Here is a 14669-nt window from a genome sequence, read left to right as displayed (position 1 = left end):
GGCCCGGCTGGCTGCGCGCTGTGCGCTCTGCGCGAATCGATACGAAATCTATGCTCGATCTGCCCCTGCGCACCGCCCCACTCGTGTTCTTCGACTTCGAGACCACTGGCCTCTACCCGTATCGCGGCGACCGCGTGTGCGAAGTTGCCCTGCTGCGCATGCGCGACGGCGCGGAAGATTTGCGCTACACCACGCTGATCGATCCCGAGCGCCCGCTTAGCGAACGTTCCTTTCAGGTCAACCAGATCAGCGCGGAACAGCTGAACGGTGCGCCGCGCTTTGCCGAAATGGCGGGCATGCTGCGCGAGCTGTGCGCTGGCTCAGCGCTGGTGGCGCACAACGCTTTGTTCGATAGTGAATTCCTGCGGAGCGAACTACTGCGTGCTGGTCTGCCGCCATTCGACATGCCGGTGATCGACACGCTGGCAATCGCGCGCCGCCTCTACCCGCGCCGCTCTTCGCACAGCCTGCGCGCCCTGGCGCTCACTCTCGGCGCCGACCCACCCTCGCACCGCGCCATGGACGACGTGGTGGCGCTGCGCGCAGTGTTTGCCGCAATGGCCGAACAGCTGGCCGCGCTTGGTGTCACGACCCTGGGCGAATTGCTCAGCTACGCGCGCGGTTTTGCCCACGGCGAAGCCACCCCCAATGTCGACCCGCTCGTTCACGCCGCGTTGCGCGACGGCCGCATGCTGCGTGTGCGCTACAGCTCGCGCGCCCTGCCCGAGCCAACCGAGCGCGTCATTCGCCCGATCGAGCTATTCCGGCAGGGCAACACGCTGTTTCTGCAATCGTACTGCTACTTCCGCCACGATCTGCGCGCCTTTGTGGCGCACAAGCTCGACGTGCTTGAGCTGACCGACGAAGCGCCGCCCACACCCGACGACTGGACGGATGCCTAAAACAGCAGGCAGGATGCAGTCGGCAGAAGCCAGAACAGTCTTTGAACATCCGTCTCTGGCTATGACCACCGACGAAAGACGAACGATCACCTCGCGCTTCGTCTCCAGCAAGCAGAAACGAACCCCAACCAAGCTGTAGTCGTTGCCCTTGCTCATGAGCCGCTGCGCCACAAGCCCCAGAATCACCAAGCTTTAACCTCGCGATCACCCCTGAACAACACGCGCCTAGCGTCCGCGCAATATTCCTCCACCATACTCACCATGCTCGCCACAGCGCCGCCAATCACCCAAATGGGCGACACGGCCCGGCCAAAAGGATGAGCAACTAATCGAAAATGGTGGCGTCCAAGACCATGGATGCCGCAGCGAAGCGAAGCAACTACGGCCACGAAGCATGTGTTCCGGGCGATGTGCGCCAGCGGGTGGGTTTCGTGCGCCCTTCGCCACAGCAAGCGAGGCACTGATGAATCAACTTTTGAGCAAAGCCGATCTGCACATTCACTCGACCCACAGCGACGGCACCGCCGATGTGCGCGCCATTCTGGCCCACGCAGCCGCCAGCGGCCTGCGGCTGATCGCCATCACCGACCACGACACCATGGCGGGCGCGCACGAAGCCGCCGCCCTCGCACCGGAATACGGCATCGAGGTGGTGAAAGGCGAGGAAGTGAGCACAGCTGAAGGCCACCTGCTGGCACTGTTCATCGAAAACGAGTTGCCAGCCGGTCGCCCCGCCGCCGAAACCATCGCAGCGGTGCACGCGCAGGGCGGGCTGTGCGTTGCCGCCCACCCCTACGACCGCAGCGTACCCTCGCTTGGGGCGCATGGCCTGCGCGCGCGCTACGGCGCGGAATGGCCGCTCGACGGCATCGAGGCACTCAACGCCGGCGTGATCTGGTCGCAGCGCGGGTGCAACTGCGCGGCCCAGCTGGTTGCGGCGGAACTTGGGCTGCCCACAATTGGCGGCAGCGACGCACACTCGCTCGCCACAATCGGGCAGGCCTACACGCTCTTCCCGGGCAGCAGCGCCAGCGATTTGTACCACGCAATTGTGCGGGGCGACGTGCGCTGGGCTGGCGGCTACTGGAGCGCGCGCCAGTACCTCGACCTTGGGCGCGCATGGGTGCGCCAGCGCGGCGTGCGTGGCCTGCTGCGCCTGACACTCGACGGCGCGGGCCTGAGCAGTGCAGCGGCCTGGTTCAACGGCTAGGCAAGCACTCATCCAGCCTTCATTAAAGACTCACAAACATGGCCGATTCTTGGATTGCGACTTGCAGAAGTGATGGTAAACGCTCCGCACGTTCGCGAAGGAATAGACCTATGGCACACATTCTTTTATTACACGCCTCGGTCGGGATGGGACATCAGCGCGCAGCAGCAGCAATCGCGCGGGCGTTTGAGCAAATCCCTGGTGTAACGACGCAGGTCGAAGACACGCTCGACTATACGCGGCCAATCTTCCGCCGCTTCTACCGCTCCTCGTACCTGAGCCTGGCCGATCGCATTCCCGGCCTGTGGAGCGGCTTTTACTCCTACACCGACAGGATGCCCGACCCAACCGGCATGTTCGCCGCGATTCACGATCAGTACACGGCCTTTGGCATGCGCGACCTGCCCGCGCTGATCGAGCGCACCCAGCCCGACGCAATTATCTGCACGCATTTCCTGCCCGTCGAGGCGCTGGCCCCGCTTCAGCGCTTTGGGCTGCCGCCAATGGCCTGCGTGCTGACCGACTACCACGCCCACGCCTTTTGGGCCGTGCCGGGGGCCGACCGCTACTACGCGCCAACCGCAGGCGTGCGCGCCGAGCTGATCGCCGCCGGCATCCCAGCCGCGCGCGTGAGCGTCAGCGGCCTGCCCGTCGATCCTGCGCTGCGCGAACCTGCCGACCGGCTGGCCGCCAAGCGCGCGCTGGGCATCCCACCCTGGCAGCCAATTGTGACACTGATTGGCAGCGGCTTGCCGGCGGCGCGGGTGCGCGCCATTGCGCGCGAGCTGCTTGCCCGCCGCATGCCCGCCACGCTCGTGATCACCGTGGGCCGCAGCCGCGAGCTGGCCACGCAGCTTGCCGACCTTGAGCTGGAAGCCGGCGCTGCGCTGCGCCTGCTTGGGCCACAGCCCAGCCTCGATCCACTGATCGCCGCGAGTGAACTGGTGATTGGAAAGGCCGGCGGCCTGACCGTCAGCGAAGTGCTGGCGCGCGGCGTGCCAATGTTCGTGCCGCTGCCAGTGCCGGGGCAGGAAAAATGGAATGTTGGCCACATTGTCGCATCGGGCGCGGGGAACGGCTATGAAAACCCGGCCGAGCTGGCAAACGACGCAGTGGCGCTGCTGAACAACCAGCCGCGCCGCGCCGCAATGGCCAATGCTGCCCGCGCCGCTGGCCGCCCTGCCGCGGCACAGGCCGTCGCCGCCCAAACCCTGACCGACCTGCAACACGCCCGCGCTGGCGCGTGGCCACGTGCCCGTGCAACTTTTCGGCAGGGTGCCAGCGTCTCATCATTATGAATATTGCCGAACAACCTCCGACAAAAGCGCAATCGCATCTTTCGTGGCGCGTGCTGCTTGGCCTGCTGATGAGCGCGGCCATTGTGGTACTTGTCATTCTGAAGCGCGCATGGCTGCTCGAAGCGCTGAGCCTGGCGCTGAATGCCCAGCCGCGCTGGCTGCTGGCCGCGCTGGCTGTGATCCTGGCGAGCTACCTGGTGAGCGGGCAGGTTTTCCGCGTTGCCCTGCGCCCGCAGGGCCACCATATCGGCACCTTCCGCGCCTGGATGACGGCGCTGGTCGCTATTATGATCAGCCAGTCGATGCCGGCGGGCGGGGTCGCCAGCTACGCCTTCCTCATGGGAACATTCCGGCGGCGCGGCGTTTCCACCGAGCAAACCGCGCTGGTGGCGACGCTGGAGCTGATCAGCTACTCCAGCGCAATGGTGCTGATCGCCGTTTTCAGTCTGCTCTATCTGGTTCACTACGCAACCAGCAACGACGTTTCGGGCACGACGTTTGTGATGCCGCTGCTGATCGGCCTGGTGATTATTGGCGTGCTGGTGGGCGTGGCGCTTGCGCTGACCGGCCACGTCGGCACGATGACCCGGCTGCTGCACACGGCGAACCGGGTGGTTGCCGCCGTGCGCCGCCGCCCCAGCAACCGCGCCTGGGCCGAGCAGGCGGCCGAGCGCATTGCCGCTGGTCGCGCGCTGATCATCGCCAACCGCAAAACGCTGGCCCTGCTGGTGCTCATTCAGCTCACGGCGCTGTGTGGCCACAGCCTGGCAATGCTGCTGATCTTGCTGAGCCTGGGCGTACAAACCTCGTTTGCAGTGGTGCTGGCCGCCTTTGGCGCGGCGCTGGTCACCAGCCTGTTCAATGTTCTGCCGGGCGGCGGCGGCACGATCGAAACGATTCTGGCGGCGGTGCTGGGTTTCCTGGCGGTCGGGCCGGCCGCGGTGCCCGCAGCGGTGATTTTCCGCCTGCTGAACTTCTGGCTGCTGCTGCCCGCCGTTGCGCTCGCCTATGCGTGGCTGATGCACCACGGCACGCCCGTTGGTGCCGAGCAATCAGCCGCAGGCGATTACAGCAAAGAACCAACGCCCTAGCGCATTTTCGATTTACGATTTTGGATTTACGATTGTGTTGAGGCGCACACTGATACTGAATGAGCGCAACCGAAATCCGCATGGATCGTTTGAAATTGCACTAGCGCGCTTTCAGCGCAGGAGTTGGTGGTCGGGGGTAAACACAGGACGAAGGACCAAGCGTAATCCGGTCATTCGTCCTGTGTTTTTCGGCTATAGTTGTTTGTGCTAATGCGTCAGCGGGGTGAGCGAGAGCTTGCCATCGCCAAATGTTGCGGCGAGCCACAGCACCGTGCCTTGCAGCGCAACAACTGCCGCCAGCGCCCACGCTATTCGCGCCCACCAGCGCCCCCGTTCGGCCAGCGTGCCCAGCGCCAGCGCCATTGCCGCCAGCGCCAGCGGCAGGAAGAAATAGAAATAGCGCACCTGCAAGGCCAGCAGCAGATCCACCGCCAGAAACAGCAAGGTCGTTGCCAGCCACGCCAGCGCAACCAGCCGCGCCTGCGGCCATTCGCGCGCCCGCCCGATGCGCCAGAGGCCGAACGGCAGCAACATCACCCCAAGCGGGCTGTAGGCCGTAACGAAGCCCACCCACAGCAGCGGCGTTGCGCCCGGCAGCGGGCCGGAACCGCCACCCGTGCCCACGCGCCCAAAATTGCCCAGCATAATGCCAATGCCATCGATGTAGAGCGTGAGGAAGGCGAACACCGCGCACGCCACGAGCACACCAAAGCCCCACAGCATGTTGCGGTGCGGCCGACCCAGCATCAGCAGCAGGGCAATGCCGACCCATACCGAGGCCAGCAGCGCAACGCCCACATGCGAAGCAACGGCAAGCAGCAGAATCAGCGATGCCGCCAGCCAGGCCCGCCGCGAAAGTGGCGGCTCGTTGGCCATGAGCGCCAGCGCCACGGGTGCAACCAGGCACTGCCCAAATACCTGCGCCGCAAAGCCATAGCTCATCGCCGTGAAGGCCGTCTGGCTGCCGGCATAGAGCACCAGTGCCATGCGCCCTGCCTGGCGGCTGCCGCCCAGCCGCCGCGCCAGCAAGGCCACCAGCAGCGCCTGAAAGCCGTCGAGCAGCGCCAGGCCGCCTTGCAGCAGCGCCACCGGACCGAAGATCAGCAGCCGCCCGGGCGCCAGCGCGAGGTAGGTGGTGGGCGGGTAGAGCGCCAGCCCGCCGCCAAATTCGCTCGCCACAATCGCGTGGATCAGCTGGCCTTCGGTCACTTCGCGCAGCAGCTTGAGGTGCAGAAACTGATCCTGCCCGCCAAAGGTTGGGTTGAGCGCGCCAGCAAAGCGCACCGCACAGGCCAGCAGCATCAGCGACCAGAGCAGCGTCATTTCGCCCGCGCCGCCAACCCAATCGCTCAAGCGCAGGGCCAGCGGCAGGCCCAGCAGCGTCACAAGCAGCAGCACAGCCGCCGCGCCCAGCAGGCGCACCGCAAACGGGTAGGCCGAAAACACGTCGGCAGCGAGCAGGCCGGCCAGAATGCACGCGCTCAGCGTCAGCGTGGCGGCGGCGACGCGCCAGCCCCAGCCGAGCCGCAGCAACAGGAGCAGAATTGCGCCAAGCAGCCCGATTTGCGCCAGCAGCGTGGGCAATGGCGGCAGGCGCAGGCCCGCGCCAGGCGTTTCCAGCGCCACGCGCTCGATCTTGATACCAAGCTGGCGCGTATCATCACCGCCGGGCGTGAAGGTCGCGCTCGTGATGCCCAGGCGCAGCGTGTGCGCGGCTGTGGGCGGCAGCACAAAGGTGTAGGTGCGCGCCTGCGCATCGGCGGGGAAGATGAGCCAGGGCTGGTCGTCGAGTGTTAGCTGCACATCCACCGGCGCGGGCCGGCCGCCCAGCGCCAGCACCAGCAGCGCGCCGGGGGTGAGGCGTGCCTGTTCGAGCAGCAGAACTGTGCGCGGGCTGGTCCAGCGGTAGCTGGTGCCATCACCGCCGCTTTCAGGTTCATACATGCCATTAAAGAAATAGCCAGCGCGGTAAGTGCCGACGTCGAGGGTGTAGCGCGGGGAATGCAGGTTCAGCAGCAGAGTGTCGGCGGCCAGCAGCACAACCACTGCCAGCGCAAAGCAGGCCGCCGCCCAGCGGGCACGCGCTGGCAGCCCGGCCCGCCAGGCCAGGTGCGCGCTGCTCTGAGGTTGTGCCGGGTTGTGTGCCATCGCCGCGCTGCAACGCGCCTTGTCCATTCCAAGCCGGGAGCGAGCGTTATCCTACCCGAACAACTCCTTCCACGCAACCAGCGCGCTATTTGCTTGTTGCTGGCAGGCGCGCATAGCGGTACAATACGCAGCAGGCGTAGCAATAAGAGGGCAATCGTGATAACCTACGAAGAACTTGCCTCGGGGCTGGAAGATGCGTGGCTGCTGGCCGGCCTGCACGATCACCTGATCGCGGAAAGCGTGCACCCCGATTTGCTCGAACGCGTGTATCGTGTCGAGCTTTTTCCCGAGCACCCCGAGCCGCTGACCGACGGCATTTCGCCGCCCTGGGTCGAGCTGAGTTTTACCTGGACGGCGGCGCACCAGCTGCATTCCGAAGGCCGCGACACCGCACCCGGCCTGCTTGAGCTGGCCTGGACGTACACTGTCGATGTGCGCAACCAGAGCGACCGCACCGACATCGACCTGACGCGAGCGTTCACGGCAGCGGTTCGTGCCGCGCTGCGCCGCGCCGCGCCCGACCTGCCGACGCCGGCAGAATATATTGCCGTCGAAGTGCGCCGTGGCTACCGCACCAGTGGCGAGCGCCCAACCCTTTCGTATGTGCAACTGGTTGGCACCAACGTCACCGATCTGGCCGATCTGTGGGAAGATCGCACAATCAACGGCCTGCGCGATGCCCTGCGCGAAGAGCTGGGGATCGTCGCCGCGCTGCTGCACTCGCTGGGCGAGGCCTTCACGCCGGGCGGGCTGGGCGGCTACCGCTCGGTCGATACTGCGTAATTGGCTTCTGACTCCTTCGGCCCGTCGCCTTTAGGCGGCGGGCTTTTTTTTTGCGTTGCAATCACCTAAATCGCGCATGGCACGCGCCTTGCAATACAGCCAGGCAGAACGGCGGCAACGCCAGAAACACCAGGGAGGTATTTCTATGACCACTGAACATACAACAACACCCTATACCTCCGCCGCGCCACAGCGGCAGGAGCTTCGGCGCACGGTGGTGTCGGAGGATGCCGACATGAATGCAACCCCCACCCGCGAAATCTACAGCGAGCAAATTGCCGGCCCGGAAGGCGAGCGCGTCGTTCGCTCCGAGCATGTGCGCGTACCAAGCGCGGCCTCGGTCGAAACGGCCCGGATTGCGCGCATCAAGCAGATTGTCTACTTCGTTGTGGGCGTGATCAACGTCATGCTGCTCATGCGCTTTGTCTTTCTTGCGCTGGGCGCCAGCGAGGCAAGCGGTTTCATCCGCCTGATCTATGGGCTCAGCCAGCCCTTTGTGATGCCATTCCTGGGCATCTTTGGCGAGCCATCGCTTGGCGCAAGCGTGTTTGAATGGGCCTCGCTGATTGCGATCGCCATCTACATGCTGCTGGCCTATGGCATTTCCCGCATCATCGAGCTCATGTACGCGCCGCGCGTGACACGCTAGAACCGGCATGGGCTTTTTTCCGGCTGCGCGCCTGCGGGCGCGCAGCCGGTTTGTGCGTGGTTCGCCCGGCCAAACTTCACAGTATGGTATAATTTTGCCGTCCACGTGCGCTTCCTAGCAATGCTGCCGGTTGCGGCGTGGGATAGAAAGAAGACATAAGCATGGCAAAGCACGAATTTACCGCAATGCGCAGCCGCCTCGAAGCCGAGCGCGAACGCTTGCAGGGCGATATTGTTGCGCTAGATGCTGAAGATCAGCAGCCCTCAGATGATGCGGGCATTGGCAATCACCTCGCCGACGACGCCACCGACGTGATGAATCGCGAGCGCAACGCAGCGCTGCGCAATAACGCAAACGATCTGCTAGCCCAGGTTGGCGCTGCGCTTGAGCGCATCGACGCCGGCACCTATGGCACCTGCGAACGCTGTGGCAAGCCAATCAACCCCGAGCGGCTGGAAGCATTGCCCTACGCAACCTACTGCATTACCTGCCAGGCCGAGGTCGAGCGCGAGCGTTAGCGCGCCGCATTTTGTAAGGGTGAATGGGAGATCGACGTGCGCGAGGAGTTTCGGCGGCGGTGGGCGATCCCTCTTGCCGTGGTCGTCGTTGTTATCATTCTTGACCAGATCACAAAAGCCTGGATCGTGCGAACCCTCGGCCCCACGCCGGGCACCTCGCGCCCGTTGCTCGGCTCGTGGCTCAGCTTCACGTATGTGCAAAACACTGGCGTTGCCTTCGGCATGTTCCAGAATATTCCAGGCTTCTTCACCATCACCTCGATCCTGATCAGCGTCGGCGCATTGCTGTTTTATCGCTTCCAGCTGCCTCACGCCCAGCCCTGGGTTCAAATCTGCATCGGCCTGATCGTTGGCGGTGCAATCGGCAATATCATCGACCGCATTCGCTACCGCTATGTGGTCGATTTCGTGCATGTCAGCTGGTTCCCTGGCATCTTCAATCTGGCCGATAGCGCCATCACCGTGGGCGTGATTATGCTCGCCGGCTATCTGCTGCTCTTTGGCGAGGGGCACAATGGCGTCGCTCCCCCCGGCGACGATGCCCTGCTTGGCGACCTGCTCAGCAATGATCAGTGGCAGCATCGCGGCGACCGGCGGGAGCAAGGGTAGGAAGCCACCATGGCCGATGACGAGGGCGAAGCCGAGATACGCGACCTGGCGCTGCTGAATCCTTCTGAAAACCCCGAGATTCGTTTGCTGGTCGAACCTGCCGACGCTGGCACCCGCATCGATCGCTACGTGGCCGCGAACGTGCCCGACCTTTCGCGCAGCTACGCGCACCAGCTGCTCGAAGACGGCCATATCACCCTGAATGGCGCTGACGCGCGCCCAAGCGCACAGCTGCGTGCCGGCGACATGGTGCTGGTGCGCCGCCCGCTCGCCCGCCCAACCGACCTTGTAGCGCAAGACATTCCGCTCACGGTCGTCTACGAAGACGCCGACGTTGTGGTGATCGACAAGCCAGCCGGCATGGTCGTTCATCCCGCGCCCGGCCACCTCGACGGCACGCTCGTCAATGCCCTGCTGGCCCGCTACCCCGACATTACCGTCGGCAGCGATCTGCGGCCCGGCATTGTGCACCGGCTCGACCGCGACACCTCGGGCTTGCTGGTTGTCACGCGCAACGACCCGGCGCGCCACGCCATTCAGGCCCAGCAGCTGGCCCGCACCATGCTCAAAGCCTATCTGGCCGTCGTCGAAGGGCGCTTCAAAGAGCCAAGCGGCGTGATCGACGCGCCGATTGGCCGCCACCCCACCGACCGGCTGCGCCAGGCGATTGTGGCAAATGGCCGCGTCGCCCGCACACACTGGCAGGTAATCGAAGAACTTGGTGACTACACGCTAATCGAGGCGCGCCTGGAAACCGGCCGCACCCACCAGATCCGCGTGCATTTCAGCCACAAAAGCCGGCCGCTGCTGGGCGACCCGCTGTACGGCCCGCGTAAGCCCCGCGCGACATTCGGGCTGGCGCGCCAGTTTCTGCATGCCTACCGGCTGGGCTTTGCCTTGCCTTCGACTGGCGAGCGCGTCGAGTTTCAATCGCCGCTGCCGGATGATCTTCAGGCCGCGCTCGAGGCATTGCGCGCGCGGGCCAGCAGCACGCGCTAGGCGGGTTTGTGCGCGCTGGCACAAAGAATGCTGACAGTGAGGGCGGCGACTGGTGCTATACTAAGGGCGCTGATGTAACTAAAGCGATACGGGGCCATGGTTCGATTCAAACAGGCCATTCGTATCGTAGATTAAGGAGAAGCGCATGCGACCGAAAATTACTATCGTCGGCGCTGGTTTCGTTGGTTCCACCGCCGCGCACTGGATCGCCGCCAAAGAGCTGGGCGATATCGTTCTTGTCGACATTGTCGAAGGCGTGCCGCAGGGCAAAGGGCTCGACCTGCTTGAGTCCGGCCCGATCGAAGGGTTCGACCTGCATGTCAAAGGCACGAACGACTACGCCGACACTGCCAACTCGGATGTGATTGTGGTGACCTCGGGCGCGCCACGCAAGCCCGGCATGAGCCGCGAAGACCTGATCAAGATCAACGCCAACATCACCCGCGACTGCATCTCGAAGGCCGCGCCACTTTCGCCCAATGCCGTGATCATTATGGTGAACAACCCGCTCGACACCATGGCCTACCTGGCCAGGCAGGTCAGCGGCTTCCCCAAAAATCGCGTGATCGGCCAGGCCGGCGTGCTCGACAGCGCGCGCTACCGCACGTTCATTGCGATGGAAGCGGGCGTTTCGGTGGAAGATGTTCAGGCCATGCTCATGGGCGGCCACGGCGACGAAATGGTGCCGCTGCCGCGCTTCACCACCATTGGCGGCATTCCCGTCAGCGAGTTCATTGGCGACGAGCGCCTGAACGCAATCGTCGACCGGGCGCGCAAAGGCGGCGGCGAGATCGTCAACCTGCTGAAGACCGGCAGCGCTTACTACGCACCTAGCTCAGCCACCGTTCAGATGGTCGAAGCAGTGCTGCGCGACAAAAAGCGCGTGCTGCCCTGCGCCGCCTTTCTTGAGGGCGAGTATGGCCTGAACGATATGTACTTCGGCGTGCCATGCGTGCTTGGCGCGGGCGGCGTGGAGAAGGTGCTGGAACTGCCGCTCAACGACGATGAGATGGCATTGGTAAAGAAGAGCGCCGACGTGGTAAAATCTTCTATCGAGGCGCTGAAAGCCATGTAGTTCGGCTGCGAAGTGCTGGGCGCGCACCATTTTAGCATGCGCGCCCAGCGCTTCGCACACAGGAAGCTGCGGCGACCTGATCGCGACGCACGATGAAGGCGACAGGGCGGTATTCCACATCCAGCGACGACGAAACACTCCTGCGGGGCATTGCCGAAGGGCACCGCGATGCGCTGGAGGTTCTCTTCGTGCGCTATCAGCGGCAAGTGTACCAGCTCGCGCTCGGCATTACCCGCGAGGCCGAAACCGCCGAAGAAGTGCTGCAAGACACGTTCTACCGCCTGCATGCAAACGCAGGCTCACTCGATGGCTCACAGCCGCTTTTGCCCTGGCTCTACCGCGTCGCCGCCAATCTTTCGTATAATTGCGCGCGGCGGCGGCGATTGTGGACCGAACCATTCCACGCGCTTGCCGAGCGTTTGTTTGCGCCAGCACGGCGCTCGCCCGAACAAATTGCCGAGCAACACGAACTCCAGGCGATTCTTCGTGCCGTACTCGACGACCTGCCGCCTAACCATCGCGCGGTTTTGGTGCTACACTATCTGGAAGATTATTCGATCCCAGAGATCGCGGCGATTCTCGATTGCCCGGAAGGTACCGTCAAATCGCGGCTGTACCACGCCCGCAAACTCGTCAAGGATCAGCTCCAGCGTCGCTATGGCGGCGGGGCTATTCAGCCAGATCAACTATGAGCGCAACCACCAGCCCAACACCGAAACAAGCGACAAACATACGCTGGCAATTGCTCGGCGGTGATCGTTTCTACATCACTGCCCGCTGGGGCGTTTTCGGCCTGCTCCTGCTGATTGGCTGGCTACTGGTTGGGCAGCCAATCTGGCCGCCCATGCCAGGCATGCCACCGCTTCTGCTGCTCGTCTGGGTGTATGGCATCTTCAACCTGATAATGACGGTTGCGCTGCTGGTACCGGCGTTTACCGGCGTGCTCAATAATGCCTTTATTGTCGACATTCTTTTTATTTCGCTGTTTACCTACTTCAGCCACGACCCACGCGATCTCTACTATCCGCTCTACCTGCTCCCGCTGGTCAGCGCGGCCTTCCGCCTCTCGCCGCGCGGCAGCTTCCTGGCCGGCTTGTTCGCGGCTGGCGTGTATGTCATCGCCTACCTGCTGTCGCGCATTGGGCCAAACAACGGCCCCGCGCCAACCGAGATTGTGGTGCTGGTGGGCTTGCTGCTGCGCGCAGTCGCGCTGGTATGCATTCCCTGGCTTACCAGTGGCCTGGCCGAGCGCTGGACGCAGAACAACCGCCTGAGCGTCGAGCTGGCCGAGCAGAAGCAACAGCATTCGCTGGCAGAAGCGAACGCCTACCGCGACCAGATGCGCTCGCTCTATGAAGTCGCCTACACGCTCTCGACGACCATGAACTACCAGAGTGTGCTTGACACAACCCTTGCCGAGAGTCGCAAGCTGGTGCCACACACCTGCGGGCTGGTGCTGCTTTCCACCGGCCAAACCGACGAGCTGTATATCGCCGCCGCCTACGGAATTGGCGAAACCGACCGGCAGAAGCGCATTCAGCTTGGCACTGGCACCATCGGCCAGGCATTACGCGCATCCGACGCCTCAATCACCGAAACAATCGGCCGCGAGCCCGAGGCTGCACCGATCACTGCGCTGGCCGCATGCCAATCGGCTTGCCTCGTCCCATTGCGCGCCGCGCTGCGCACCTATGGCTTACTCGTCATCGCCAGCGACCAGCCGCGCGCATTCAACCAGGAGCAGCTTGGCATGCTCACGGCGCTGGCGAACTATGCCATTATTGCGCTTCACAATGCGCAGCTTGTGTACGATCTGCGCCAGGAGCGCACCAAGCTCCTTTCGAAAGAAGAAGAAGTGCGCCACCAGCTCGCGCGCGACCTCCACGACGGCCCGGCTCAGGCGCTTGCCGCCATTACCATGAATGTCGAATTCATCAAGCGCCTGCTGGAGCGCGACCCCAAGCGTGTGCTCACCGAGCTCGACAAGCTTGGCGGCCTTGCGAAGCGTACCACCCATGAAGTGCGCACCATGCTCTTCGAGCTGCGGCCGCTCGCGCTCGAAACACAGGGCCTTGATGTCACGCTGCGACAGTATCTTGAGCGTTTCCAGAACCCCACCACGACGATCTCACTGGAGTCGAACGAAATCACCGTCGATCTTGACACCAAGCTTGAAGGAACTTTGTTCAACATTATTCAGGAAGCCATCAACAATGCGCTGAAATACGCCAAGGCGTCGCAGATCTGGGTTCGGCTGAAAGAAACACCAACCGCGCTTGAAGTCACGATTCAGGACAATGGCAGCGGTTTCGATCTTCAGAAAGTGCTCGAGTCGTATGAGAAGCGTGGCTCGTTTGGCCTGCTGAATATCGAAGAGCGCGCAAAACTGATCGGCGGAGCTGCCGAACTCATGTCTGCGCCCGGGCAAGGCACAACCGTGCGCGTAACCGTCCCGCTTGCGTAAATTTTCTCGCCAATGACAAATCCCTACATTCAGCCTTCGCGTGTTCATGCAGCGCTGCGCGCCCTTGGCGTCCGGCCCTCGCGCGACATGGGTCAGAACTTCCTGATCGACGCTCACGCGCTCGCCGCAATCGTTTCCGCTGCCGAGCTTGCACCAAACGATACCGTGGTTGAGGTTGGCCCTGGCCTCGGCGTCCTCACCTGGGAGCTTCTCCAGCAGGCTAGCCGCGTGGTGAGCGTTGAGCTCGACCGCCGACTGGCCGAGCGCCTCGCGGAAGAATTGGCAGCCGAGCCGCATTTCACGCTGGTGCAGGGCGACATTCTGCGCACGCCATTCAGCGCACTAATTGGCGAAGACGAAGCGTACAAAGTCGTCGCAAATCTGCCCTACCAGATCACATCAGCCGCGCTGCGCCACTTTCTCGAGGCACCGCACAAACCCGCAACAATTGTCGTGCTGGTGCAGTGGGAGGTGGCCGTGCGCATCTGCGCAGGGCCGGGCGATTACAGCGTGCTGGCACACTCGGTGCAGCTCTACGCCCAGCCCGAGATCGTGGCGCGTGTGCCAGCCAGCAGCTTCTTCCCCGCCCCCGCCGTCGACTCAGCGATTTTGCGGCTGCGCATCCATGCCGGCCCGCGAGTGAGCGTGCCACCCGAAGCACTGATGCGCCTGATCAAGGCTGGCTTTCTGCAAGCGCGAAAAAAGCTTGGGAATGCGCTCCCGTCCGGCCTGGCATCTCTAGGTGTTCAGATACCCAAAGAACAGGCGCTTGCTGCGCTTGCGGCAGCCCAAATCGACGCGGGCCGCCGTGCAGAAACTCTGACGCTTGATGAATGGGCCAAGCTATACCAAGCATTTGGCTTTGACCCAAACCCGAGCAACCGAAAGACATAAAAAATCCCCAGCCATGCTTCACAGCATAG

14 protein-coding genes are annotated in these 14669 nt (G+C 63.5%); 13 read left to right on the top strand and 1 reads right to left on the bottom strand.

Features of this window, described 5'->3' with window-relative positions:
* Nucleotides 1-50 precede the first annotated feature (50 nt).
* The 4 genes from M1P90_RS27100 (at nt 51) to M1P90_RS27085 (ending at nt 4501) form a co-directional block, all read left to right on the top strand.
* Nucleotides 51-902, top strand: coding sequence for an exonuclease domain-containing protein (locus M1P90_RS27100; RefSeq protein ID WP_483698746.1), 852 nt, complete (start codon nt 51-53; stop codon nt 900-902).
* A 463-nt stretch (nt 903-1365) separates the two neighbouring features.
* Complete coding sequence (locus M1P90_RS27095) at nt 1366-2112, top strand: CehA/McbA family metallohydrolase (protein ID WP_483698745.1); 747 nt, start codon at nt 1366-1368, stop codon at nt 2110-2112.
* A 110-nt stretch (nt 2113-2222) separates the two neighbouring features.
* Complete coding sequence (locus M1P90_RS27090; protein WP_483698744.1) at nt 2223-3410, top strand: MGDG synthase family glycosyltransferase; 1188 nt, start codon at nt 2223-2225, stop codon at nt 3408-3410.
* Entirely contained in the window at nt 3407-4501 is a 1095-nt protein-coding gene (locus M1P90_RS27085) for a lysylphosphatidylglycerol synthase transmembrane domain-containing protein (RefSeq protein WP_483698743.1), read from the top strand. The genes M1P90_RS27090 and M1P90_RS27085 overlap by 4 nt, the downstream gene beginning before the upstream one ends.
* 207 nt (nt 4502-4708) lie before the next feature.
* Here M1P90_RS27085 and M1P90_RS27080 read toward each other — a convergent pair whose 3' ends face one another.
* Nucleotides 4709-6649 carry a hypothetical protein gene (locus M1P90_RS27080; protein ID WP_483698742.1) on the bottom strand — a complete coding sequence of 647 codons (1941 nt, stop codon included), beginning with the start codon at nt 6647-6649 and terminating at the stop codon, nt 4709-4711.
* Nucleotides 6650-6805: 156 nt separating this feature from the next.
* Here M1P90_RS27080 and M1P90_RS27075 point away from each other — a divergent pair, with 156 nt between their 5' ends.
* The 9 genes from M1P90_RS27075 to rsmA all read left to right on the top strand — a co-directional run bounded on the left by M1P90_RS27075 (nt 6806) and on the right by rsmA (nt 14640).
* Nucleotides 6806-7432 (top strand): hypothetical protein, encoded by a 627-nt coding sequence (locus M1P90_RS27075; RefSeq protein ID WP_483698740.1) that lies wholly within the window; start codon nt 6806-6808, stop codon nt 7430-7432.
* Between the two features lie 145 nt (nt 7433-7577).
* Entirely contained in the window at nt 7578-8081 is a 504-nt protein-coding gene (locus M1P90_RS27070) for a hypothetical protein (RefSeq protein WP_483698739.1), read from the top strand.
* 161 nt (nt 8082-8242) lie between these two features.
* The gene (locus tag M1P90_RS27065) at nt 8243-8599 is read left to right on the top strand and encodes a TraR/DksA family transcriptional regulator (protein WP_483698738.1); all 357 of its coding nucleotides are present in this window, start codon (nt 8243-8245) and stop codon (nt 8597-8599) included.
* A 36-nt stretch (nt 8600-8635) separates the two neighbouring features.
* Nucleotides 8636-9208 (top strand): signal peptidase II, encoded by a 573-nt coding sequence (lspA, locus tag M1P90_RS27060; protein WP_483698737.1) that lies wholly within the window; start codon nt 8636-8638, stop codon nt 9206-9208.
* Between the two features lie 9 nt (nt 9209-9217).
* Entirely contained in the window at nt 9218-10207 is a 990-nt protein-coding gene (locus tag M1P90_RS27055) for an RluA family pseudouridine synthase (protein WP_483698736.1), read from the top strand.
* Between the two features lie 145 nt (nt 10208-10352).
* Entirely contained in the window at nt 10353-11282 is a 930-nt protein-coding gene (gene mdh / locus M1P90_RS27050) for a malate dehydrogenase (RefSeq protein ID WP_483698734.1), read from the top strand.
* Between the two features lie 92 nt (nt 11283-11374).
* The gene (locus M1P90_RS27045; protein ID WP_483698733.1) at nt 11375-11974 is read left to right on the top strand and encodes an RNA polymerase sigma factor; all 600 of its coding nucleotides are present in this window, start codon (nt 11375-11377) and stop codon (nt 11972-11974) included.
* Nucleotides 11971-13746, top strand: coding sequence for a GAF domain-containing sensor histidine kinase (locus tag M1P90_RS27040; RefSeq protein WP_483698732.1), 1776 nt, complete (start codon nt 11971-11973; stop codon nt 13744-13746). Before M1P90_RS27045 ends, M1P90_RS27040 begins: the two co-directional genes overlap by 4 nt.
* A 12-nt stretch (nt 13747-13758) precedes the next feature.
* Complete coding sequence (gene rsmA, locus M1P90_RS27035) at nt 13759-14640, top strand: 16S rRNA (adenine(1518)-N(6)/adenine(1519)-N(6))-dimethyltransferase RsmA (protein WP_483698731.1); 882 nt, start codon at nt 13759-13761, stop codon at nt 14638-14640.
* Nucleotides 14641-14669 lie beyond the last annotated feature (29 nt).

Source organism: Kouleothrix sp. 19917 (assembly GCF_057073505.1).
The sequence above is the reverse complement of the archived record's forward strand: the minus strand, read 5'-3'. Positions and strand labels throughout refer to the sequence as shown.

Bases quoted from the DNA above. Each gene is read 5' to 3' on its own strand.
- M1P90_RS27100 (WP_483698746.1), top strand. From the start codon at position 51: ATGCTCGATCTGCCCCTGCGCACCGCCCCACTCGTGTTCTTCGACTTC.
- M1P90_RS27040 (WP_483698732.1), top strand. From the start codon at position 11,971: ATGAGCGCAACCACCAGCCCAACACCGAAACAAGCGACAAACATACGC.
- M1P90_RS27065 (WP_483698738.1), top strand. From the start codon at position 8,243: ATGGCAAAGCACGAATTTACCGCAATGCGCAGCCGCCTCGAAGCCGAG.
- M1P90_RS27070 (WP_483698739.1), top strand. From the start codon at position 7,578: ATGACCACTGAACATACAACAACACCCTATACCTCCGCCGCGCCACAG.
- M1P90_RS27095 (WP_483698745.1), top strand. From the start codon at position 1,366: ATGAATCAACTTTTGAGCAAAGCCGATCTGCACATTCACTCGACCCAC.
- M1P90_RS27055 (WP_483698736.1), top strand. From the start codon at position 9,218: ATGGCCGATGACGAGGGCGAAGCCGAGATACGCGACCTGGCGCTGCTG.
- M1P90_RS27045 (WP_483698733.1), top strand. From the start codon at position 11,375: ATGAAGGCGACAGGGCGGTATTCCACATCCAGCGACGACGAAACACTC.
- mdh (WP_483698734.1), top strand. From the start codon at position 10,353: ATGCGACCGAAAATTACTATCGTCGGCGCTGGTTTCGTTGGTTCCACC.
- M1P90_RS27080 (WP_483698742.1), bottom strand. From the start codon at position 6,649: ATGGCACACAACCCGGCACAACCTCAGAGCAGCGCGCACCTGGCCTGG.
- M1P90_RS27085 (WP_483698743.1), top strand. From the start codon at position 3,407: ATGAATATTGCCGAACAACCTCCGACAAAAGCGCAATCGCATCTTTCG.
- rsmA (WP_483698731.1), top strand. From the start codon at position 13,759: ATGACAAATCCCTACATTCAGCCTTCGCGTGTTCATGCAGCGCTGCGC.
- M1P90_RS27090 (WP_483698744.1), top strand. From the start codon at position 2,223: ATGGCACACATTCTTTTATTACACGCCTCGGTCGGGATGGGACATCAG.